This window comes from Bacteroides faecis (assembly GCF_020091505.1).
Lineage (GTDB): Bacteria > Bacteroidota > Bacteroidia > Bacteroidales > Bacteroidaceae > Bacteroides > Bacteroides faecis.
Map to the genome: position 1 here is coordinate 4,045,525 of NZ_CP081916.1, position 23,632 is coordinate 4,069,156.

The 23,632-nt window shown below is 42.0% G+C and carries 17 protein-coding genes and 1 tRNA gene; 14 read left to right on the plus strand and 4 right to left on the minus strand.

The window, feature by feature from the left end; translation table 11 throughout:
• The first annotated feature begins 1 nt into the window (after position 1).
• Entirely contained in the window at positions 2–1,285 is a 1,284-nt protein-coding gene (locus tag K6V30_RS15760; protein WP_055269451.1) for a M16 family metallopeptidase, read from the plus strand.
• Between the two features lie 83 nt (positions 1,286–1,368).
• Positions 1,369–2,538 carry an MORN repeat-containing protein gene (locus K6V30_RS15765; RefSeq protein ID WP_010538157.1) on the plus strand — a complete coding sequence of 390 codons (1,170 nt, stop codon included), beginning with the start codon at positions 1,369–1,371 and terminating at the stop codon, positions 2,536–2,538.
• Positions 2,539–2,673: 135 nt separating this feature from the next.
• Here K6V30_RS15765 and K6V30_RS15770 read toward each other — a convergent pair whose 3' ends face one another.
• Complete coding sequence (locus K6V30_RS15770; RefSeq protein ID WP_008761422.1) at positions 2,674–3,612, minus strand: ribose-phosphate pyrophosphokinase; 939 nt, start codon at positions 3,610–3,612, stop codon at positions 2,674–2,676.
• Between the two features lie 306 nt (positions 3,613–3,918).
• Between K6V30_RS15770 and K6V30_RS15775 the strand changes: the two genes are divergently transcribed.
• The 5 genes from K6V30_RS15775 to K6V30_RS15795 all read left to right on the plus strand — a co-directional run bounded on the left by K6V30_RS15775 (position 3,919) and on the right by K6V30_RS15795 (position 13,101).
• Positions 3,919–8,166: a DUF5113 domain-containing protein gene (locus K6V30_RS15775; RefSeq protein WP_055269461.1), complete on the plus strand. Its 4,248-nt coding sequence runs from the start codon at positions 3,919–3,921 to the stop codon at positions 8,164–8,166.
• Positions 8,167–8,200: 34 nt separating this feature from the next.
• Positions 8,201–8,929: a DUF5932 domain-containing protein gene (locus K6V30_RS15780; RefSeq protein WP_010538154.1), complete on the plus strand. Its 729-nt coding sequence runs from the start codon at positions 8,201–8,203 to the stop codon at positions 8,927–8,929.
• Positions 8,919–10,373 carry an AbgT family transporter gene (locus K6V30_RS15785; protein ID WP_022301506.1) on the plus strand — a complete coding sequence of 485 codons (1,455 nt, stop codon included), beginning with the start codon at positions 8,919–8,921 and terminating at the stop codon, positions 10,371–10,373. The genes K6V30_RS15780 and K6V30_RS15785 overlap by 11 nt, the downstream gene beginning before the upstream one ends.
• Positions 10,374–10,592: 219 nt before the next feature.
• Positions 10,593–12,641, plus strand: a complete 2,049-nt coding sequence (locus K6V30_RS15790) for a toxin-antitoxin system YwqK family antitoxin (RefSeq protein ID WP_055269453.1) — start codon at positions 10,593–10,595, stop codon at positions 12,639–12,641.
• 386 nt (positions 12,642–13,027) lie between these two features.
• Positions 13,028–13,101: transfer RNA gene (locus K6V30_RS15795), tRNA-Arg, on the plus strand.
• A gap of 129 nt (positions 13,102–13,230) precedes the next feature.
• Here the strand turns inward: K6V30_RS15795 and K6V30_RS15800 are convergent.
• Positions 13,231–13,506 carry a hypothetical protein gene (locus K6V30_RS15800; protein WP_022301503.1) on the minus strand — a complete coding sequence of 92 codons (276 nt, stop codon included), beginning with the start codon at positions 13,504–13,506 and terminating at the stop codon, positions 13,231–13,233.
• A gap of 495 nt (positions 13,507–14,001) precedes the next feature.
• Between K6V30_RS15800 and K6V30_RS15805 the strand changes: the two genes are divergently transcribed.
• The 6 genes from K6V30_RS15805 to K6V30_RS15830 all read left to right on the plus strand — a co-directional run bounded on the left by K6V30_RS15805 (position 14,002) and on the right by K6V30_RS15830 (position 19,912).
• Entirely contained in the window at positions 14,002–14,736 is a 735-nt protein-coding gene (locus K6V30_RS15805) for a tetratricopeptide repeat protein (RefSeq protein WP_022301501.1), read from the plus strand.
• Between the two features lie 128 nt (positions 14,737–14,864).
• Positions 14,865–15,863 carry an aminodeoxychorismate synthase component I gene (locus tag K6V30_RS15810; protein ID WP_010538125.1) on the plus strand — a complete coding sequence of 333 codons (999 nt, stop codon included), beginning with the start codon at positions 14,865–14,867 and terminating at the stop codon, positions 15,861–15,863.
• Complete coding sequence (locus K6V30_RS15815) at positions 15,847–16,443, plus strand: aminotransferase class IV family protein (protein ID WP_010538124.1); 597 nt, start codon at positions 15,847–15,849, stop codon at positions 16,441–16,443. The genes K6V30_RS15810 and K6V30_RS15815 overlap by 17 nt, the downstream gene beginning before the upstream one ends.
• Before the next feature lie 277 nt (positions 16,444–16,720).
• The gene (locus tag K6V30_RS15820; protein ID WP_010538123.1) at positions 16,721–17,395 is read left to right on the plus strand and encodes a DUF2461 domain-containing protein; all 675 of its coding nucleotides are present in this window, start codon (positions 16,721–16,723) and stop codon (positions 17,393–17,395) included.
• A gap of 39 nt (positions 17,396–17,434) precedes the next feature.
• Positions 17,435–17,881 carry a NanQ anomerase/TabA/YiaL family protein gene (locus tag K6V30_RS15825; RefSeq protein ID WP_010538122.1) on the plus strand — a complete coding sequence of 149 codons (447 nt, stop codon included), beginning with the start codon at positions 17,435–17,437 and terminating at the stop codon, positions 17,879–17,881.
• 18 nt (positions 17,882–17,899) lie between these two features.
• Positions 17,900–19,912: an alpha amylase C-terminal domain-containing protein gene (locus K6V30_RS15830; protein WP_010538121.1), complete on the plus strand. Its 2,013-nt coding sequence runs from the start codon at positions 17,900–17,902 to the stop codon at positions 19,910–19,912.
• 90 nt (positions 19,913–20,002) lie between these two features.
• Here K6V30_RS15830 and K6V30_RS15835 read toward each other — a convergent pair whose 3' ends face one another.
• Both K6V30_RS15835 and kdsR read right to left on the minus strand, forming a co-directional pair.
• Positions 20,003–21,664 carry an IS1182 family transposase gene (locus K6V30_RS15835; protein WP_010536421.1) on the minus strand — a complete coding sequence of 554 codons (1,662 nt, stop codon included), beginning with the start codon at positions 21,662–21,664 and terminating at the stop codon, positions 20,003–20,005.
• A 133-nt stretch (positions 21,665–21,797) separates the two neighbouring features.
• Positions 21,798–22,607 carry a 3-ketodihydrosphingosine reductase gene (gene kdsR / locus K6V30_RS15840; protein WP_010537957.1) on the minus strand — a complete coding sequence of 270 codons (810 nt, stop codon included), beginning with the start codon at positions 22,605–22,607 and terminating at the stop codon, positions 21,798–21,800.
• Positions 22,608–22,769: 162 nt separating this feature from the next.
• Here kdsR and K6V30_RS15845 point away from each other — a divergent pair, with 162 nt between their 5' ends.
• Positions 22,770–23,555, plus strand: a complete 786-nt coding sequence (locus tag K6V30_RS15845; RefSeq protein WP_371441462.1) for a DUF4846 domain-containing protein — start codon at positions 22,770–22,772, stop codon at positions 23,553–23,555.
• Positions 23,556–23,632: the final 77 nt, after the last annotated feature.

A 23,632-nucleotide genomic window follows, 5' to 3' on the forward strand; every position in this document is an offset into this window, starting at 1 on the left:
TATGGATCGTACAATACAACCTGAAATACAAGCCCTGAAAAAATTCCATATACTTCCTCCCGTCCGGACCACTTTGCCGAATGGTATCCCATTGGCTATAGTCAATGCCGGTGAACAGGAGGTAGTCCGTATTGATATTCTTTTTGCCGGAGGACGTTGGCAGCAGTCGCAGAAGTTGCAGGCACTGTTTACGAACCGGATGCTGCGTGAGGGTACGCGGAAATATACGGCAGCCATCATCGCGGAGAAACTGGATTATTATGGTTCATGGCTCGAATTGTCCAGTTCGTCGGAGTATGCTTATATCACGGTCTACTCACTGAACAAGTATCTGGCGAAAACACTGGAAGTCGTGGAATCGATGGTGAAAGAACCCCTGTTTCCGGAGAAAGAACTGCATACCATTCTGGATACGAATATCCAGCAATACCTGGTCAATACTTCTAAAGTCGATTTCCTGGCACATCGTGGTCTGTTGCAGACTCTTTACGGAGCACAGCACCCGTGTGGACAAATCGTTGTGGAAGAAGACTACCATGCCATTACGCCGGAGGTTCTCCGTGGTTTCTACGACCGGCATTATCATTCGGGCAATTGTTCTATTTTCCTGTCAGGCAAGGTGACGGAAGATACCATCCGGCGGGTGACCGATACTTTCGGAACTCCTTTTGGTCAATATCAGCAGAAAGCGATAAAGCCGGAATTCTCTTTTAACGCCGTTGCCGAAAAACGCATTTTCATAGAGCGTGAAGACGCATTGCAGAGTGCGGTGAAATTAGGGTGTACTACCATTACCCGCCAGAATCCCGATTTTCTGAAGTTACGGGTACTGATGACGTTGTTCGGAGGATACTTTGGCAGTCGTCTGATGTCCAACATCCGTGAGGAAAAAGGATATACTTATGGTATTTCTGCCGGAATTATGTTTTATCCGGATAGTGGTTTGCTGGGCATTTCGACAGAAACGGATAACGAATATGTTGAACCACTGATACAGGAAGTATATCACGAAATAGACAAGCTGCATCAGGAACTTGTTCCGATGGAAGAACTGACCATGGTGCGCAACTATATGCTGGGAGAAATGTGCCGCAGCTATGAATCGGCTTTCTCGCTATCGGATGCATGGATTTTCATTGCTACTTCCGGGCTGGATGATCTCTATTTCTCCCGTTCCCTGCAGGCTGTGAATGAGGTGACGCCTCAGGAAATACAGGAATTGGCACAACGTTATTTGTGCAAAGAGACATTAAAAGAGGTCATTGCTGGTAAAAAGTTGTCATAATTTGCTTTCCGATATGGCACTTTTTGGGATAGAAGTTGTATCTTTGTCCAAATTGTAATTTTAATGAGTAACGAGTAAAACCAATGAGGAAATATCTATATACTACACTTTTTTTGGCTCTTCTTGCACAGGGAGGAGTGATGGCACAAGATAACAATACCAGTAAAGGCGGGTTCTTCGGGAAGCTGAAAGATACATTCTCTACAGAAATAAAAATCGGGAACTATACCTTTAAAGATGGTGCTGTCTACACCGGAGAAATGAAAGGACGCAAGCCGAACGGAAAAGGGAAAACGGTTTTTAAGAATGGGGATGTTTACGAAGGGGAATATGTAAAAGGAAAGCGTGAAGGCTACGGGATCTATTCTTTTCCGGATGGAGAGAAGTATGAAGGTCAGTGGTTTCAAGACCAGCAACATGGAAAAGGAATCTATTATTTTATGAATAATAACCGTTATGACGGTATGTGGTTTCAGGACTACCAGCATGGTGCCGGAACGATGTATTATCATAATGGCGACTTGTACGTAGGCAACTGGGCGAATGACAAGCGTGAAGGCGAAGGTACTTATACATGGGCGAACGGTGCTAAATACAGCGGTCACTGGAAGAATGACAAGAAGAATGGCAAAGGCACCATGAACTGGGACGACGGCTGCAAATATGACGGTGACTGGAAAGATGATGTGCGTCATGGAAAAGGCGTATTCGAATATACCAACGGAGATAAGTACGATGGTGACTGGGCAGATGATATCCAGCACGGAAAGGGTACTTATTATTTCCACACAGGAGATCGTTACGAAGGTTCTTATCTTTTAGGTGAACGTACCGGAGCTGGAGTTTATTACCATGCCAACGGTGATAAATATGTAGGTAATTTCAAGGACGGCATGCAGGACGGAAAAGGTACATTTACGTGGGCTAACGGTGCTGTGTACGAAGGCGACTGGAAAAACAACAAACGTGAAGGCAAAGGTACTTACAAATGGAGCAACGGAGATGTGTACGAAGGCGACTGGAAGGATAATCGCCCTCACGGTCAAGGCTCTCTGAAAACTGTTGCCGGTATGCAATATAAAGGTGGTTTCGTAGATGGTCTGGAAGAAGGACAAGGCGTACAGATCGATAAAGACGGTAACCGTTTCGAAGGTTTCTTCAAACAAGGAAAAAAAGATGGTCCTTTTGTTGAAACCGATAAGGATGGGAAGGTAATCAAAAAAGGAACTTATAAGATGGGAAGAGTTCTTTAAAAATGAGGAATGAAGAATTGGTTGCACACTCACACTCATTTCTAGTTCAATTCTTAGTGTTTGATATAATATAATAAGAAAGCCGGCTAAGTTCAAATTTAGCCGGCTTTCTTATTTTCATTCATCATTCATCATTTAAATGATGTATTGTGAACTGATTGATTCGTTATTCATAACTCGCTTGATTGTTTCAGCAAACATATCAGCGATGCTCAGCTGTTTCACTTTCGCGCATTTCTTAGCGTATGGGATGCTGTCTGTAAATACCATTTCAGTCAGTCCGGATTCCTGCACACGGAAAGAAGCTGGGTCAGACATTACACAGTGGCTGGCAATAGCACGTACGGATTTAGCTCCGGCTTCCATCATGATATTGGCAGCTTTGGTGATTGTTCCTGCTGTATCTACGATATCATCGATCAATACTACATTTTTGTCTTTCACGTCACCGATGATTTGCATGGAAGCGACTTCGTTGGCTTTTTCACGTGACTTGTTGCAGAGTACCAGAGGCACACCGAGATATTTGGAGAAAGTGCTGGCACGTTTTGAACCACCCACATCCGGTGTAGCAATCACCAGGTCTTCCAGCTTCAGTGACTGGATATAAGGGAGGAATACGGCTGATGCATACAGGTGGTCTACGGGGATATTGAAGAATCCCTGAATCTGGTCTGCGTGCAAATCCATGGTAATCAGTCGGTCGATACCTGCTACTGAAAGCAGATCGGCTACCAATTTTGCTCCGATAGAAACGCGGGGTTTGTCTTTTCTGTCCTGACGTGCCCATCCGAAATAAGGGATAACGGCAACAACGCTCTTTGCAGATGCACGTTTTGCAGCATCGATCATCAGGAGAAGTTCCATTAAGTTGTCTGAGTTAGGGAAAGTAGACTGCACAAGGAATACATGTGCGCCACGAATTGATTCTTCGTAAGAAACAGCAAATTCACCATCTGCAAAGTGGGTGATATTCATGTTTCCCAGAGGACAATTGAGACTTGCGCAGATTTTCTCTGCAAGATATCTCGAGTTAGTTCCCGAGAATACCATAAAGGGTGCTTTTTCGCTCATTTTGTAATAGATGTTACCTATTTGTTAATTTGCCTGCAAAGGTAGGAATTTCTCTTATTATTTAGAAGGACTTATTGTAGAAAAAATAATTTTCTCTCCAACTTATCGGAAATATTTGTAGATTTGCAAGTAAGAACGAAGAACAGAGAATGAAGAATGAAGAATTATGGACGAAAAACAGAGAATGAAGGACGAAGAATGAAAGATAGTTATCGCCTGTCTTTTTATTCTCCATTCTCCATTTTCCATTCTCCATTATATATAATAGGAATATTGTTGCTTTCCTCTCTTTTTTCGTGCACCGATATGGTACCCACAAAAGAAGTGAGGCTTATCGACTCGCTGAATGGAAAAGCGTATGCTTATCGTTACCGTAATCTGGATTCTTCCTATAAATATGCCTACAAAGCATATCGGCAGGTAAACCTTTACAAGTCGGGGAAAGCCGAGGCGTCCAACAATCTGGGTTTCTGTGCCTTCATGAATATGGATTTCGACCGTGCCGAGGCGTATCATAAAGAGGTGTACAAACTGACTAAAAATGAACTGGAACTGCTGATTGCCGATATCGGACTGATGAAGATCTGCCAGCGTACAGCACTCAACAAGGAGTTTTATGATTACCGTAACAGTGCCCTTCGCCGGATGAAACGTATCCGCGAGGAGAGCGATTTGTTTGCCGACCGCCACGAAGCACTCCGGCTGGATTATGCATTTACCGAATTTTTCCTCGTTTCCTCCATTTACTATTATTATCTTCAGCAGCGGCAGGAAGCGATAACTTCTATCGATAATATTCAGGAAGACGAGGCATTGGGGGATACCAATCAACTTCTCTATTATCATTATCTCAAAGGATCGGCTTCTTTAGTTGAAACGAATACTCCGGAAGAACGGAAGCTCCGTGAATTTGACGAACTCTATCTGACTTGGCGGACTGCCGTAAAGAGTAAGCATCCGTATTTCGAAGGAAATGGAATGCAGGGACTTGCCAATCTGATGGCATCCCCGGCCAACTTCGAGTTTTTCAAGACAAGACGGGTGCATGCTTTGGATCAGTTCGATTTTCCGGTGGATTCGCTGTTTCCTTTGCGTCTGGCTCAACTGGCACTGGAGAAGTTTCGGGAATATAACGACTTGTACCAGATTGCCGGAGCTTATGTGTCCATCGGCAAATACCTGAATGCGCACGGATGCTATCAGGAAGCACTGGATACTTTATCAAGAGCATTGGACTGCGTAAACCACCATCACATGCTCTATTATCATAATGAAGTGGACACACTGGATAAATTATATACGTTTGCCGAAGGAGATACCACTTATACCGGAGTTCCGTGGATTGCTCAGGAGAAGGTGAAAACCGTTCCCGAATGGATCTCACGGATAAGGGAGCAGTTAAGCGTTTCATATGCCGGGCTGGGGATGAAGCATGCTTCTGATTATAACCGGAATATCTATCTGGATATTCTGAATTATACCCGTCAGGACAAGGAGCTGGAAAGCCGTTATCAGTCTTTGGAAGCGGGTTCGCGACAGATGACTGTGGTTCTTTCTCTGGTTATCGTCGGACTGGTGCTGGTGATTATCCTCTGGTGGTTTTTCAACAAACGTTCCAAAATCAGGAACCGGGTGGATGTGGAGCGCCTGCAACGGATTTTATCTCTTTGCCGGGATATTACTTCTTCCATACCGATGAATGTACCTTTGATTCAGCAGGGCATCGACCAGTTGTTCGGGAAAGGACGACTGACACTGGAAATACCGGAAGAAGGAAAAGCGACATTGGTACCTTCTTCCCACCGCCTGAACCGGGACGAGAAAGCATTGGTACACGTATTGGAACCTTATATCGTGTGGGCTGCCGAGAATGAACAAATGGTGGCTGCATTGAGCGACGAGCGGATTCAGCTGGAGAAACAACGCTATATTTACGAGCAGCATATTGCAGGAAACAAACGTCAGAATCTGATAAAAAAAGCCTGTATGGCAATTGTGAACGGGATCAATCCTTATATTGACCGAATACTGAATGAAGTGCATAAGCTGACGGAAAAAGGATATATTGATGATGACAAGATAAAGAAAGAGAAGTACCAGTACATTGATGAACTGGTGACCACCATTAACGAATATAATGATATCCTGGCGCTCTGGATCAAGATGAAGCAAGGAACGCTTAGTCTGAATATCGAGACATTCAGCCTGAATGAATTATTTGATTTGTTGGGAAAGGGACGGCGTGCCTTCGAGATGAAAAAGCAGAAGCTGGAGATTGAACCGACTACGCTTATGGTGAAGGCTGACCGTGCGCTGACCTTGTTTATGATTAACACACTGGCTGAAAACGCCCGTAAATATACTCCCGAAGGAGGGACGGTGAAAGTATATGCACATGCTGCCGATGCGTATGTGGAAATATCTGTGGAAGACAACGGTAGGGGGATTTCTGCGGAAGATATAGCGCATATCATTGGTGAAAAGGTATATGATTCGCGTGCTATCGGCATGAAAGATGCGACAGATCCGGAAGAACTGAAAGAGAACAAGGGAAGCGGTTTCGGCTTGATGAATTGTAAAGGAATCATTGAGAAATATAAGAAGACGAATGAACTGTTCCGGGTATGTGTGTTCGATATAGAAAGTGAGCCGGGAAAGGGAAGCCGTTTCTATTTCCGCTTGCCTTCAGGGATACGTAAGGTGATTGGCGTGTTGCTTTGCCTGTTGCTCCCGGTGGGAATGACTTCTTGTTTGCACGACCCTCTTCCGTCGATATTGCAGGATAGTGATTCCATCGCTATTACTACTGATTCCACTTATGAGGATTTGCTCGATGCGGCATCGGATTATGCCAATGCAGCTTATTTTGCGAATGTGGATGAGAATTATGAGATCGCTTTGCAATATATCGATTCGGCAATGATGATGCTGAATGAGCATTATAAGAAATATGCGCGTACCACACAACCGCACCGGTACATGAAACTGGTCGGTAAAGGGATACCTGCCGAACTTTTCTGGTGGAATGAGCTTTTTGACTCGGATTATCATGTGATTCTCGATATCAGGAATGAAGCGGCAGTAGCTTTTCTGGCTTTGAAGCAGATTGATGCATATAGTTATAATAACTCGGCCTTTACGGATTTATATAAAGTGCAGGGTGAAGACCAGACTTTGGAGGGATATTGCAGGCAGCTGGAGCGGTCGAACACCAATAAAACGGTGGGAATTATTCTTTGTTTCGTCTTGCTGGTCGTTTCCCTGATAGGCTATTATCTCTTGTATATGAGGAAGATGCTCCAGAATCGTTTGAATCTGGAACAGGTGCTTGAAATTAATCAGAAGGTATTTGCAGCTTCTCTGGTCAGACCCCAGACTCAGGAGAATGAGGAAGCCCTTCAACGGGAGGAGAATACACTTAAAGAGATTCCTCAGCGCATTGTGAATGAGGCTTTTGGATCAGTAAATGAGTTGCTGACAATCAGCCTGATGGGAATTGCAGTTTATAACGAAACTACGCATCGGCTGGAATATGCTTCCTGTCCCGGACAGGAAATGCCGGAGATGGTACAGCAATGTTTTGATAGGGGGGAATATCTCTCCGCACAGAATCTCCAGGCGATTCCGCTGATGGTGGAAGCCGGTGGTGAGCATCAGTGTGTGGGCGTACTCTATCTGGAACGCAGGGAAGGGACACAGCAGGAAACGGACCATCTTCTTTTTGAACTGGTGGCGCGTTATGTGTCGATTGTGGTGTTCAATGCAGTGGTGAAGTTGGCTACTAAATATCGGGATATCGAATCGGCACACGAGGAAACACGCCGCGCTTCGTGGGAAGACAGCATGCTCCATGTACAGAATATGGTGCTCGACAATTGCCTTTCGACTATAAAACATGAGACGATTTATTATCCGAACAAGATAAAACAGATTATTGGCCGGCTGAATACGCAGAACCTTTCGGAAAAAGAAGAACGGGAAGCTGTAGAGACAATTACGGAACTGATAGAATACTATAAAGGGATATTCACGATATTGAGCTCGTGTGCTGCCCGACAGCTGGAGGAAGTAACTTTCCGACGGACTACGATTCCGGTACAGGAACTGTTTGATGCTGCCGGAAAATATTTCAGAAAGGTGATGAAAAACCGGATGGAAAAAATAGAACTGATCATGGAACCGATGGAAGCCAAGGTAATCGGTGATGTGAATCAGCTGCGTTTCCTGTTTGAGAACCTGATTGATGAAGCATTAGCGGTTCATGAAGAAGGAGTGATACGTCTGCAGGCCCGTAAGGATAATGAGTATGTCCGTTTTTTGTTTACGGATACAAGACGCGAGAAGAGTGTGACGGAACTGAATCAGTTGTTCTATCCGAATCTGGCTCGTATGACTTCCGGTGAGAAAGGGGAGTTGCGGGGAACGGAATATCTGATATGCAAACAGATAATCCGTGACCATGACGAATTTGCGGGGCGCAGAGGATGCCGTATCAATGCCGAACCGGCAGAAGGAGGAGGATTTACGGTTTACTTCACCATCCCGCGTAGATAAGAGAAAACACATAAAAGTTATTAGATAAATAAAAATGGAAGAACAGAAGTTTAAAGTTATTATTGTAGAGGACGTAAAACTGGAATTGAAAGGCACAGAAGAGATTTTTCGTCATGAAATACCCAACGCAGAAGTGATCGGCACGGCTATGACAGAAAGTGAGTTCTGGCCGCTGATGGAAGCACAGCTTCCCGATCTGGTTTTGCTGGATTTAGGACTGGGAGGTTCTACAACGATTGGCGTTGATATCTGCCGGAACATTTTCAAACGTTACAAGGGGGTTCGTGTATTGATCTTTACAGGGGAAATACTGAATGAGAAATTGTGGGTGGATGTGCTGAATGCAGGAGCCGACGGCATTATTCTGAAAACAGGGGAATTACTGACCAAGACAGATGTACAGGCTGTAATGGATGGCAAGAAACTGGTATTCAATTATCCGATTCTGGAGAAGATTGTAGACCGTTTCAAAAAGTCGGTGGCAAATGACGCCAAACGTCAGGAAGCGGTAATCAACTATGATATTGATGAATATGACGAGCGTTTTCTTCGCCATCTGGCCTTAGGCTATACCAAAGATATGATTGCCAGTCTGAAAGGAATGCCATTCGGTGTGAAATCATTGGAAAAACGACAGAATGACCTGATCGGTCGCCTTTTCCCGAATGGAGAACGGGTAGGGGTGAATGCGACTCGTCTGGCTGTCCGTGCATTGGAGTTGCGTATTATCGATCTGGATAATCTGGAAGCTGATGAAGAGTAAATGGCGAATGCCGCATCCCGCTACGATGTTCCTGCTGCTGACAATGGCGGTGGTCTTTCTTTCGTGGATATGTGATATCTACGGACTGAAAGTAACACTGCCGCAATCAGGAGAGGATATTCGGGTACAAAGCCTGCTGAGTCCTGAGGGAATCCGCTGGTGGTTGCGGAATGCTATCAAGAACTTTACCGGCTTTGCTCCGTTGGGCATGGTGATAATTGCCATGTTCGGACTGGGCGTGGCGCAGCATTCCGGGTTTATTGATGCGTGCATCCGTCTGGGAGTGGGCAATCGTAAGGAAAAAAGAAAGGTCATCTTGTGGGTAATCGTTCTCGGATTGCTGTCGAATGTCATTGGTGACGGTGGATATATTATTCTGCTTCCCATTGCCGCTATGCTGTTTCAATGGGTAGGTCTTCATCCGATAGCGGGGATTGTGACGGCTTATGTTTCTGTAGCATGCGGATACAGCGCCAATATCGTATTGAGTACGATGGACCCGTTGCTGGCACATACTACTCAGGAAGCCGCGCTTACACTGATGGGATATCAGGGAAACACGGAGCCATTGTGCAACTACTTTTTTATGAGTGCTTCGACGGTAGTTATTACGGGAATTGTTTATTGGGTGACTCAGAAATGGCTTCTCCCAACTTTAGGAAAATATGAAGGCAGTGTAAAGGTGGAAGCCTATCGCCCTTTGTCACGTAAAGAACGCCGTGCAGTGATGGTGGCTGTCACAGTAGCAGGGATATACGTAGCTCTTATTTTGTGGCTTACTTTCTCTTCTTATGGTATTCTGCGTGGTGTGAACGGAGGTTTGATGCACTCACCCTTCATTGCCGGTATCCTGTTTCTGTTGTCTTTGGGCGCAGGTTTTACAGGGATGGCTTACGGATTCAGTTCCGGTCGTTATCGTAGTGACAATGACGTGATCGAAGGACTTACCCAGCCGATAAAACTGCTGGGCGTATATTTTGTTATTGCTTTCTTTGCTGCCCAGATGTTTGCTTGTTTCGAGTATTCTCATCTGGACAAATGCCTTGCAATTATGGGAGCTGACCTGCTTTCTTCTTTTGAACCGGGTCCTTTGTCCGCACTTATTTTATTTATCCTGTTTACGGCGTTTATCAACCTGATTATGGTATCCGCTACTTCCAAGTGGGCATTTATGTCTTTTATCTTCATTCCGATGTTTGCGCAGATGGGGATTTCGCCGGACGTTACGCAGTGTGCTTTCCGTATCGGAGACAGTTCGACGAATGCCATTACTCCATTCTTATTTTATATGCCTCTGGTGTTGACGTATATGCGGCAATATGACAAACAGATCACTTATGGATCATTGCTGAAATATACTTGGAGATATTCGTTATGCATTCTGGGAGCGTGGACATTGCTGTTTATTGTCTGGTATCTGTTGAAGATACCGATGGGCTTATAATTCATGATTCAAAATTCCAGTTTTAACAACCGGAATTTTGAAAATGTCGTTTCTTCCAAATCCGGTCATTGGAAGACGAAAGGAGCACTATTATTTTTAGGGGCGGTTTTGCTTTATTGCGTATGTAAATGGAGGAAGCTGTTTAAATTGTAACTGACGAATTTCATCTTTCATCTTTTTTTAGTAGTTTTGTCCAATCAACTCAATAACAAATAAATAATGGATGGAATGAATAACGGGGAACAAGAGCAATATGCTGAACCTGGGAAGAATGGGAAAAGAAAAAATAGGGGGAAAATTGTAAAAAGAACCATATTGGTGGCAGGATTAGTCTTGGCTGTATACATGGTTTATTCTATAGTCTATTTATTTGTTTCGCCCGACCGGAATATCCAGCAAATCTATCTGGTACCGGAGGATGCTGCATTTATCATTCAATCATCAGCTCCGATTGAAGATTGGGGAAAATTTAGCGGAAGTGAGACATGGCAGTGTCTGAAGAAAGCGAAGTCTTTTGAAGAAGTAACGAAAAGTGTAGAAAAACTGGATTCGGTTGTCAGAAGCAATAAGGTGTTGTTGTCGCTTGTTGGCGAACGGGACATGCTTATTTCACTTCATAAGATTCGTGCTACGGACTGGGATTTTCTGCTGGTTCTGGATATGCAAAAGGCTTCCAAAATGGATTTATTGAAGGATCAGGTGGAAACAGTCCTGGTAATGAGTGGCTTTACGGTAACTAACCGGATGCATAATGGAGTTAACATTCTCGAAATGCGTGATCCGGATACGCGCGATGTCTTTTATACGGCTTTTGTAGATAATCATCTGGTGGGTTCTTATACTTCCGGATTGGTGGAATCTGCTATCGATTCGCGCAACAAACCTAAAATTGGCTTGGATCATTCTTTTATTGAGGCCGAGAAGAAGGTTTCCGGCAAAGGACTTGTCAGGGTTTTTATCAACTATGCCCGTATTCCTCAGTTTATGTCTATTTATCTGGGAACCAGAAACGAATATGTCGATCTGTTCAGCAACTCTATGAACTTTGCCGGTCTTTATCTTAATATGGATAAGGATCGTATGGAAGTGAAAGGTTATACATTTAAGAAAGATTCTGTTGATCCTTATATCACTGCTTTGTTGAATTCCGGAAAACATAAAATGAAAGCGCATGAAATCCTGTCGGGACGGACTGCTCTTTATACGAACATAGGTTTCGATAATCCGCTTACCTTTGTGAAGGAACTGGAAAATGCTCTTTCTGTTCATGATAAACAGCTCTATGATTCTTATCAGAGTTCCCGTAAAAAGATTGAAAGTCTGTTTGGCATATCATTGGAGGAGAACTTCTTGAGCTGGATGTCCGGAGAGTTTGCCATTACCCAATCCGAACCGGGCTTGTTAGGGCATGACCCTGAACTGATTTTAGCTATCAGGGCTAAGAGCATTAAGGATGCCCGCAAAAATATGGAGTTCATTGAAAAGAAGATCAAGCGCCGGACTCCGGTTAAGATTAAATCTGTCACTTATAAAGATTTCGAGATCAACTATGTTGAAATGAAAGGTTTCTTCCGGTTGTTTTTTGGAAAGCTCTTTGATAAGTTTGAGAAGCCGTACTATACTTATGTGGATGATTATGTCGTTTTCAGTAATAAAGCTGCCTCCTTGCTTTCTTTTGTAGAAGACTATGAGCAAAAGAATTTGCTGGAGGATACTCCGGGATTTAAAGATGCTTACTCATATATGAAGTCGAGCTCTACTATCTTTTTATATACGGATATGCATAAATTCTATTCTCAGTTAAAGTCTATGATGAATCCTGCTACATGGAATGAAATACAATCGAATAAGGATGTTTTGTATTCGTTCCCTTACTGGACTATGCAACTGGTTGGAGATAACCAATTGGCTTCTTTACAGTACGTGATGGATTATCGTCCTTACAAGCCGGAAGAAGTGACAGTCGTAGCCAGCGATGAAGAAGACGAGGAAATGAATGAAGATGCTGTGACGGAGAAAGAACAGTTGAGTGAATTGAAACGTTTCTATGTCGAAAAGTTTGAAGGAAACGTGTTACGGGAATTTTATCCGGAAGGAGCGTTGAAGAGTGAAGCGGAAGTGAAGGAAGGGAAACGTCATGGACGTTACCGCGAATATCATGAAAATGGTAAGTTGAAGCTTCGCGGAAAATATTCGAATAATCAGCCTAAAGGTACATGGAAATATTATACCGAAGAGGGTGACTTTGAACGTAAGGAGAAGTTTTAGACAGACTTCTCCCGATTTGAATTATCTTATTCAATATTTTCTTCTGTGCTGAGATAAAAAGTTATCTATAAAACGAACGATATAGACTACAGCAACTCCGGCAATGACCAATACAATAATGCGACTCAACATAATTTCTGATTTTACATTTTACGTGGTGCAAAGATAAGTAAGATATATGCTATTAGCAAAAAAGATTATGCTAATAGCATATTTTTTTTTGCTAATAGCATATTGGTTTTTGCTAATACCTTATCATCCGCTCCTATAGAGGTGCTTTTGTAAATTGCTGATTTATAGAGACAAAGAAAAATATGAATAAAAAAGTTTCGAAAAGCTTTTGAGTTTTCGTAAAAAGCACTACCTTTGCATCCGCAAATAAGGATGGTTCCGTAGCTCAGCTGGATAGAGCAACGCCCTTCTAAGGCGTGGGTCAAGCGTTCGAATCGCTTCGGAATCACTTTGAGAACTGATTATAAATAAGTTATAATCAGTTCTTTTTTTCTATAAAAAGTCGAAAGACTATAAAAAATCGTTCATTTCCCACCCAAAAGTCAAATGTGTAGAAAATGTGTGGAATTTGGCGATACTAAAATAAGCTAACCTCACCTACTTCTCCTGTTAGTTCATCAATTCCAAAAGCCGCTTTGGGGCTTGCATTGTATTCTGCAGATTTTTTAATCAAGTCTCTCATTTCAGCCACCTCATTATCAACAGAGACCTGAGAGTCAAACAACATTTCTTTTGAGACGAATGTCTTGGCTAACAGACGGGTACGGTCATTGTTGTAGTCACCCAGTATAAGTCCTTGGTTTATATGAATAATAACTTTATTTTCGGCACTAGTAAAATCATATGTCATCATACAAATGCCGTATTTTCGCATATAATATATCTGAATCCTTTTCAACCTCAATCTGCATTTCTTCAATACTCATATTTTCTACTATCATAATTCTATTTTTTGTAAAGACATTAAAAAGCCCTGGCATTCAGCCAGGGCAAATTCCGTTGTTATAGGTGGAAATAAATGATTCCAGGGGCAAAGCTACTATTATTTCTGCCGATATCCATAAAATGAGTTGTTATTATTTCTATCTATCGAACCTTTCAAATTCATGTTAATTCCTTTCCATTTAATTATTAATATGTTATTAAACTATGTATCACTCTTTTCGCGTTTTAATTGATATGAAAGGAAAGATTTTTATCAGAGCGAAGATACTTGTATGACTGTTTTACGAAGAATAACGAACGTTATATAGGTTTCAAAAAGCTCAAAAAAGGTAAAAAGGTGTTGCTTCTTTCTGTTATTACTTATACTTTTGGGCGATTAACAACTAAAAAACACAATAAAGTTATGAAGAAATTGATTTTTTTATTTGCATTTTGTCTTACTGTGACTAACATTTTTGCTCAAACTGACCCTAACCAATTGAAAAAAGAAGGAAGCGACGCTTTTAATGCCAAGAACTATCCCGTAGCTTATGCTAAATTCAGCGAGTATTTGAAACAAACGAATAATCAGGACTCTGCAATCGCTTATTACTGTGGTATGGCCGCAGATGAAGTGAAAAAGTATGCAGAAGCTGTGACTTTCTTCGATATCGCTATCCAGAAGAAATTCAATACAGGCAATGCTTATGCCCGTAAAGCTCTGGCATTGGATGCTTTGAAGAAGACTGATGAGTATGTAGCTACCTTGGAAGAAGGTCTGAAAGTAGATCCGACTAATAAAACAATGATTAAAAATTATGGTCTTCATTATCTGAAAGCCGGACTTGCTGCTCAGAAAGCAGGAAAAGCTGAAGAAGCAGAAGACTGTTTCAAGAAAGTAATTCCATTGGATCATAAGACATATAAAACAAATGCTTTGTATAGCTTGGGAGTTTTATGCTATAATGATGGTGCTAACATCCTGAAGAAAGCTGCTCCATTGGCTAATTCTGACGCAGATAAATATGCTGCAGAAAAAGAAAAGGCAGATGCCAGATTCAAAGAGGCAGTAGGTTACCTGGAAGAAGCAATGAAAGTTTCTCCGGAAGATACAAAGGCTAAAACAATGCTTACTCAGGTACAAAGTGCCATGAAATAACAAACTACCGATTCTATATTGAAAAGGGTTGCCGGATTTGTTTTCCGGTAACCCTTTTTTAGTACTTTCCCCTTTCGAATCATATACTTTTTGTGTACTTTTGTTCTCCCAATAAAGAAAAGTACTTTATGCAATTATATACAAAAGAAGAAACGATCGGACAAATAAATCAGTTGGGACAATCCCGGCGACCCTTTCTTTTTATCATTAATTATTTGCAGGATGCTTCTTACGTAGAAGAGGTGGAGCGTGTCGACTCTTCTGAAATATTATATGATCTGAATGGGTTTACCAACCAGTCTTCTTTGAATAAGTCTGTTGTGCCTTCAGCCCTGAAAGAGTCTGTATATTGGAATTCATTTCCGGAATCTTTCGAAAGTTATCTGCGTTCATTTGATATTGTTCAACGGAATATTTTTGCAGGAAACAGTTTTCTGACTAACCTGACCTGTTGTACTCCGATAGAAACGAATCTCAGTTTGAAAGATATTTTCCTCCGTTCGAAGGCAATGTATAAATTATGGGTCAGAGATCAGTTTACCGTTTTCTCTCCTGAAATATTTATCAGAATCCAACAAGGAAAAATCTGTTCTTATCCCATGAAAGGAACTCTTGACGCCTCCTTGCCCTCAGCTGTCCGGCAGTTGATGGATGACCCGAAAGAGGCAGCAGAACATGCTACTATTGTAGATTTGATTCGCAATGATTTGAGTATAGTGGCTGATCGGGTATCTGTGTCCCGATATAGATATATTGACGAATTGCAGACGAATCGTGGAACGATTCTTCAGACGAGTTCGGAGATACAAGGAATCCTGCCGGATAATTATCTGGAAAATCTGGGAAATATTATTTTCAGACTCTTGCCTGCCGGTTCTATCACCGGTGCTCCTAAGACAAAGACCATGCAGATCATCAGTGAGGCAGAAACGTATGAAAGAGGATTCTATACGGGTGTGATGGGGTACTTTGACGGGAATAATCTTGATAGTGCCGTTATGATACGTTTTGTGGAGCAGGAGGGAGACAGGATGTATTTTAAGAGCGGAGGTGGAATAACCTGCCGTAGTGAAGCGCAAAGTGAGTATCATGAAATGAAACAAAAAATATATGTGCCTATTTATTGAAACTATTCGTGTAGAAGACGGACAGGTATATAACCTGCCATACCATGTGGAACGCCTGAACAGAACTCGTGCTGCCTTTTGGAAGGATATTTCTCCCATTGATTTGACCGGTATTATATCCTCTCAGTCTTTATCCGGTATCTGGAAATGCCGGATTGTATACGGTAAGGAGATCGAGGAGGTTACATACATGCCTTATCAAATGAGAATGGTCGCTTCTTTGCGTCTGGTTACTTCGGACAAAATTGATTATAGCTATAAAAGAACAAATCGTGAGGGACTGAATGAACTGTTTGGACGAAGAGGGAATGCAGACGATATCTTGATTGTGAAAGACGGATATCTGACGGATACCTCCATTGCCAATATTGCGCTATATGACGGAAATAGCTGGTATACTCCGGCTCATCCGTTACTTCGGGGCACCAAGCGTGCTGAACTGTTGGATAATCAGTTAATCGTGGAGAAAGATATCTCGTGGCTTCAATTGGATGATTACACCCATATAATGTTGTTCAATGCAATGATTGACTGGGAGCGGATCATTATACCTGTCGATAGAAAGCATTTAATTCTATAACTAAAATTAACTGAATTATACATAGAATCATTGAACAAAGCTTCTTTTTTATCTGTTATATCTATGTGTTTTTCATAGTATTAGATAAAGATTAATTAAAAGAGATTGTACTTCACTTGTGAAAGCTTAAAGTACGTCAGAGACAGAAGAGTCTGTTTTTTTGATAAATGTGTTAGAGCATCGGTTTTACCAGGCCGATGCTTTTTTTATGTCCTTTTGTTGCGTTTTGTAGTTTATATGAAATAAAATTTGTACGTTTGTAGGGTAATAATAGAAAATGATGAAGATGAACATACCCGTTATCTTTCAGTTTTTAAAAGATCTTTCTGCGAATAATAATCGTGAGTGGTTCAATGAGCACCGGTCAGAATATGAAGTAGCCCGTGCCGAGTTTGATAACTTTCTGGCAACAGTAATCGCCCGCATCTCTTTGTTCGATGAAACAATCCGGGGAATACAGCCCAAAGATTGTACCTATCGTATTTATCGGGATACCCGCTTCTCTGCGGATAAAACACCCTATAAGATACATTTTGGCGGCTATATCAATGCCAAAGGCAAAAAGTCTGATCATTGCGGATACTATGTGCATCTGCAGCCTGATGGAAGCATGCTTGCCGGAGGAAGCCTGTGTCTGCCTCCCAACGTGTTGAAAGCTGTCCGACAAGCCATTTATGATAATGTGGAAGAGTATATTTCCATAGTAGAAGATCCCGAGTTCAAAAAATATTTCCCTGTGGTGGGAGAGGACTTCATGAAAACTGCTCCTAAGGGATTCCCGAAAGATTTTAAATATATTGATTATTTGAAGTGCAGACAGTTTGTTTGTTCTTATCTTGTTCCTGATGATTTTTTCACCCGGGCCGATGTGATGGAACAGATAGAAAAAGCATTCCGACAGTTCAAAAGATTTGCTGATTTCATTAATTATACAATTGATGATTTTGAATAAAATAATACCTAAATATATAAACTTAAAAATTAAACTCATATGGTAGTAGATACTTTAGAAAATCTGGAAAAATACGCGTCTTTGAATCCTTTGTTTGCACAAGCTATTGAGTTCTTGAAATCTCATGACCTTCAAGCCATGGAAATAGGCAAGACTGAACTGAAAGGAAAAGATCTGCTAGTGAATATCGCACAGACAAAGCCTAAAACAAAGGAAGAGGCTAAACTGGAAACGCATAATGAATTTATCGATATTCAGATTCCACTGTCGGGAACAGAAGTGATGGGGTATACTGCTGCCAAAGATTGTATGCCTGCCGACGCCCCTTATAATGCAGAAAAAGATATAACTTTCTTTGAGGGACTGGCAGAAACATATGTAGCCGTGAAACCGGGAATGTTTGCTATCTTCTTCCCTCAGGACGGACATGCCCCTGGCATTACTCCGGATGGAGTGAAGAAAGTGATCGTAAAAGTAAAAGCATAAACCTAATTCAATTCTGATATGAAAGAGACACTCAACATTATCAAAAACGATCCCTGGCTGGAACCTTACGCAGACGCCATTATCGGTCGTCACCAATATGCACTGAACAAGGAAGCCGAGTTGACAAATAAAGGAAAACAAACTCTTTCGGACTTTGCATCAGGCTATCTTTACTTTGGCCTGCATCGCACTCCCAAAGGATGGACGTTCCGTGAATGGGCACCGAATGCTACTCATATCTATATGGTGGGTACATTCAATAATTGGGAAGAGAAAGCGGCTTATAAGCTGAAAAAACTGAAAAATGGTAATTGGGAAATCAATCTTCCGGCAGATGCCATTCAGCACGGAGACTTGTATAAGTTGAACGTTTATTGGGATGGCGGACAAGGTGAACGTATTCCTGCCTGGGCTACACGTGTAGTACAGGATGAACAGACCAAGATATTCAGTGCACAAGTCTGGGCACCGGAAAAACCATATAAGTTCAAGAAAAAAACATTCAAGCCTACTACTAACCCTCTGTTGATTTATGAATGTCATATCGGAATGGCACAACGGGAGGAAAAGGTTGGTACTTACAATGAATTCCGCGAAAAAATACTTCCGCGTATAGCGCAAGAAGGCTATAACTGTATTCAGATTATGGCTATTCAGGAACATCCTTATTATGGTAGTTTTGGTTATCATGTTTCCAGTTTTTTTGCAGCTTCTTCCCGCTTTGGTACTCCCGATGAGTTGAAAGCATTGATCGATGCTGCTCATGAGATGGGTATTGCCGTTATTATGGATATTGTCCATTCGCATGCGGTGAAAAACGAAGTGGAAGGTTTGGGTAACTTTGCCGGTGATCCGAACCAATATTTCTATCCGGGCGCACGTCGTGAACATCCGGCATGGGATTCACTTTGCTTTGATTATGGTAAGAATGAAGTCATTCATTTTTTGCTGTCCAACTGTAAGTTCTGGTTGGAAGAATATAAGTTTGACGGTTTCCGTTTTGATGGAGTGACTTCTATGTTATATTATAGCCACGGGCTGGGAGAAGCATTTTGTAATTATGGAGATTACTTCAATGGTCATCAGGATGGCAATGCTATTTGTTACCTGACATTGGCGAATGAATTGATTCATCAAGTTAATCCGAAGGCTATCTCTATCGCCGAGGAGGTTTCCGGTATGCCGGGACTTGCTGCAAAAGTAGAAGATGGCGGTTACGGTTTTGACTATCGTATGGCTATGAATATCCCTGATTACTGGATTAAGACCATCAAAGAAAAGATTGACGAGGACTGGAAACCTTCCAGTATGTTCTGGGAAGTAACCAACCGTCGGCAGGATGAAAAAACAATCTCTTATGCGGAAAGTCATGATCAGGCATTAGTAGGAGATAAGACCATTATTTTCCGTCTGATTGATGCCGACATGTATTGGCACATGCAGAAAGGGGATGAGAATTACGTAGTGAATCGGGGAATCGCTTTACATAAAATGATCCGTTTGCTGACCTCCTCAACGATTAATGGAGGTTATCTGAACTTTATGGGTAATGAATTCGGACATCCCGAATGGATTGATTTTCCGCGTGAAGGAAACGGATGGTCTTGTAAGTACGCTCGCCGTCAGTGGGATCTGGTAGATAACAAGAATCTGGCTTATCACTATATGGGAGACTTTGATGCTGAAATGCTGAAGGTTATCAAGAGCGTGAAGGATTTCCAGGCTACTCCGGTTCAGGAGATCTGGCACAATGATGGTGACCAAATATTGGCTTATGGACGCAAAGATTTGATATTCGTATTTAACTTCAATCCGAAACAATCTTTTGTGGATTATGGTTTTTTGGTTACTCCGGGAGCTTATGAAGTGATTCTGAATACGGATAATGTTGTCTTTGGTGGAAATGGTCTTGCTGATGATTCAGTGGTTCATTTCACGATTGCCGATCCGTTGTATAAGAAGGAAAAGAAAGAGTGGTTAAAACTCTACATTCCTGCACGTACAGCTGTCGTTTTGAGAAAGAAGAAATAATTTAAAAGAATAGAAATAGGAAGAGGTTGTGTCAAAACGTTGGCACAACCTTTTTTTTACGTTTTACAGTCCTGCTATATTTTCTTTTGCTTATGATGCTTTTTTCTGATTCATTTGGTAAGACGTTGCTATCTTCCACTTGTAGCGGTTTATAAATAGCCCAATAAGCATAGATTTAGCAAATGTAATGAGTCCCTTTCCTGCCTTTCTCAGTTTTGCACACATCTTTTTGATATTAAAAGCTATGGCAAAGAAGGCAAAGTCCATTGTCACCTTGTCTTCTCCCACATGCCGGAACCTTCTGTATGCCATGTTGTATTTCATTTGTCCAAAAACAGCTTCCGGTTCTATACACCGCCTGCCTCTATGCCTGATTCCTTCTTTTGAGAGCAACCTTTCCCGGGCTTGTCGTTTGTATTGGTTTAACCGGTGGTTGACTTCTATCATACGGTTCCCCCGTGCTTTAAAACAACTTCCACGCAAAGGACAGCCCTCGCATCTTTGTGCCTTATACCGGGCACTTTCGGTGGTGTATCCGCTCACCGTTCTGTCACGTTTGGTTCCTATGCGGTTCATGTGCTGCCCCATCGGACAAACGTAATAATCCCCTTCCGCATTGTAATGGAGACTTTCCGCATGGAACGGGTTGGACGTATAACGGGGACGCTGTTCTTTATGGAAGTAGTTGTACTTGACAAAGGCTTCTATCCCGTTCTCCTGCATGAACCGGTAATTTTCTTCCGAGCCGTAACCGGAGTCTGCCACACCGATAGCAGGTAAGCGGTTATAGCGGTGCCGGAAGGAGTGGAAAAAAGGAATGAGGGTCAGCGTATCGGTAGGGTTGGGAAACAGTCGGAAGTCTATGATGAATTGGTTTTCAGTGCCTGTTTGCAAATTATATCCGGGTTTGGTCTGCCCATTCCTCATGGCGTCTTCTTTCATGCGCATGAATGTGGCATCAGGATCGGTCTTGGAATAGGAATTACGTTCTCCAAGGACATCAAGGTGATTGTCGTATTCCATCAGCTTGTCACGATACCCTTCAAGTTCCCTGACCTGTTTCTTTTTCTCCCGCAGGGTTTTCTTTTCTTCCTTGTCCTTTGTTGCAGGCCGGTGTTCCAGGGCTTCTTTAAGTTCATTCGCTATGCCCGAGAGCATGGAGGGAGTGAACTCCACGGATGTGTCTTTTACGGAGTTCTCCTGTGCAATGGTTTCATCCACCTGCTCCAGAAGGATGCGGATCTTATCCATCAACCTTGTACGGTTCCTTTCGACTGTCTTGCGCCAGACAAAAGTATATTTGTTGGCCTTGGACTCGATCTTGGTACCGTCGATATACTCCACGTCAAGACTGATGAAACCTTTGTCGGCAAGGACAAGAACCAACTGCGTGAATACGTTGTTTATTTCCTCCTTTACACGGTTACGAAAACGGTTGATGGTAATAAAATCCGGATGCTCATTACCGGCAAGCCAGATATAATGGATGTCACGCAAAAGAAGCTTCTCGATTTTACGGCAGGAATAGATATTGTTCATGTAAGCGTAGATAATGACCTTGAGCATCATCTTAGGATGATAGGCTGAGCGCCCAGTTTCTTTATAAAGCTTCTTGAAATTATCAAGATTGAGATTATCAACAACTGCATTGACGATGCGGACAGGGTCGTTCGCAGCTATGTTTTCATCAATTCTTTGTGGAAAAAGAACGGTTTGGTTGGGAATGTAAGGACGAAAATGTAACTTTGCCATAACGAAAATGTAATGCCTAAAGTTACAAAAAAATTAGGTAATAACAAAGCCCGGGCTTGGGAAAGTCTGGGCTTTGCGCATAAAAAAAAGTTGTGCCAGCATTTTGACACAACCTCATGTATTTCTGAATGATCTATTTAATGGCATAGAATAATCGTAAAGCATATTGCATCACCCTGTCCGGTAACCAGCTTTTACTCATCGCGAACAGAACCTGTACTACAGGGCCGACTTTAGTCCGGAACGGAGGATTCTTGCGAGCCACTATTTTACAAATGCTGGAGCCTAGTTTCCGAGGGTGACATCCATTGCGCTCTTCCTTCTCGATTATCTTTAATGAATTCAAAAAGCTCTCCCCATAATCCGAATCCTGTCGGGTCAATTCGGAGATATTACGATTGTCAGTGAATCCGGTATTAAAATCTCCCGGTTCTACCAGACAAACTTTGACATTGAAAGGGTGAACTTCTAATGCCAATGCTTCGCTGTAACCTTCTACTGCAAATTTAGATGCCGAATAAAATCCCTGATAGGGGATACCCATTACTCCACCGATAGAACTGATGTTGATTATTTTACCTTTACGCGCCTTGCGCATATAAGGAAGTACTGCTTTACACATATTGACCACACCAAAGAAGTTAGTGCTCATTTGTATGTCAACTTCCCGTTCGGTAGCTAATTCCAAAGCTCCGCCAATACCCATTCCTGCATTATTTATCAGCACATCAATCCGCCCCTGCTCGGAAATAATCTGTCCAATAGCTTGTTGGATAGATGAAGTATTGGTTACATCTACCACAAGCATTTTTACTTTGCCCATGTTTTCGGATGTTTTACGGCTCGTTCCATAAACAATATGTCCTTGTTCAGACAACATTTGTGAGGTAATCTTTCCGAACCCGGAGGATGCTCCGGTGATAAGTATGATTTGTGATTGCATATTCCTTTCTATTTGCTGCAAAGATAAAGAGAATATCTGAAAGTTTGATTTTTAGAAATCCGTATTCTAGAAAGATTCTTAGAAAGGATCAGTTTACAAAATTTGATTTTCTGAAAAAGATATTCTATCTTCGGAAAAAATAAAAATATGAGAAAGATACTTATGATCAATGTTTTATGCCTGGTTTCATTAACTACATTGCTAGGACAAACAGTAGAAAACAGAATAGCTCCTCCTGTAAACTACATTCGTGAGACATGTGACGAACATTCTTTTACCTCATATCTACGCCAACTGCCTTTACTTCCCAAAGGTAGCAAAGTAGTACTTTACAACGGACAGGAAAAAAGAAATCAAGCTGCCGCATATGCCGTAATAGATATGGAAATAGGTAATCGTGATCTGCAACAATGTGCAGATGCGATTATGCGCTTGCGAGCAGAATATTTGTGGGCACAAAAAAGATATGGAGAAATTAAGTTTAACTTTACCAACGGCTTTCCCGCAGAATACAAGAAATGGGCAGAAGGAAACCGGATTAAAGTAAATGGAAATAACGTGCAGTGGTATACAGCGGGGGGAAAAGATTATTCTTATAAGACTTTCCGCAATTACTTGAATATGGTATTTACGTATGCCGGTACTGCTTCTCTTTCCAAGGAATTGCTGACCATTCCATATATGTCATTGCAACCGGGAGATGTATTTATTAAAGGAGGCTCACCGGGACATGCCGTAATCGTTGTAGATGTGGCAATCCATCCGAAAACAAAAAAGAAAGTTTTTTTATTGGCTCAAAGTTATATGCCTGCCCAACAGATTCACATTTTGGTTAACCCGGCAAACCACAACCTGTCTCCATGGTATGAATTGACTGAAACGGATAGCGGTTACCTTTACACACCTGAATGGACTTTTGAGAAGAAAGAGCTAAAAAGATTCAAATAAAAGATAATCTTACTATGATATCCGATTCGTTCCACCTAGGTAGAACTAAAGGGAGACCTAGGTGGAACGAACTATTT